Origin of the sequence: Roseburia sp. OF03-24, assembly GCF_003463035.1 — a bacterium.
Lineage (GTDB): Bacteria > Bacillota > Clostridia > Lachnospirales > Lachnospiraceae > Roseburia > Roseburia rectibacter.
On the sequence record NZ_QSCK01000091.1, the window covers coordinates 1 to 319 of the forward strand.

At 26.0% G+C, this 319-nt stretch carries 1 protein-coding gene; it reads right to left on the bottom strand.

Translation table 11 applies throughout. The annotated features are described in order from the left end of the window. Positions 1 to 135: 135 nt before the first annotated feature. Positions 136 to 319 (bottom strand): AHH domain-containing protein (locus DXA60_RS19020; RefSeq protein ID WP_207661937.1); only part of this gene is annotated, 184 nt, incomplete at its 5' end.

Below are 319 nucleotides of genomic sequence, written 5' to 3' on the forward strand. Positions count from 1 at the left end.
ACTCCAATCTTCTTCTTTTTATTTTTTCTTCATTTCCTATGTCCAATCTAAAAAATGAAAAAATTTCATCATCATTTTTTTTAAATCCTGCCATACAATCAGGATGATTTAGAGTTGTATTTATTTTATATAATTTTAATGACATTTTATCACTCCTTTTTTTAAATTTTTTTTAACTTCGCTTTGTAACATTCTAATTTCTTTTTGAATTTTCCTCTTTCCCCAATTGTTTTCTTTAGCAAGCATGCTAATTGTATCCAATTCTTGACTAATATATTGATTGTACTCACTATGAACATTGTTCCATCCCACATGAAGA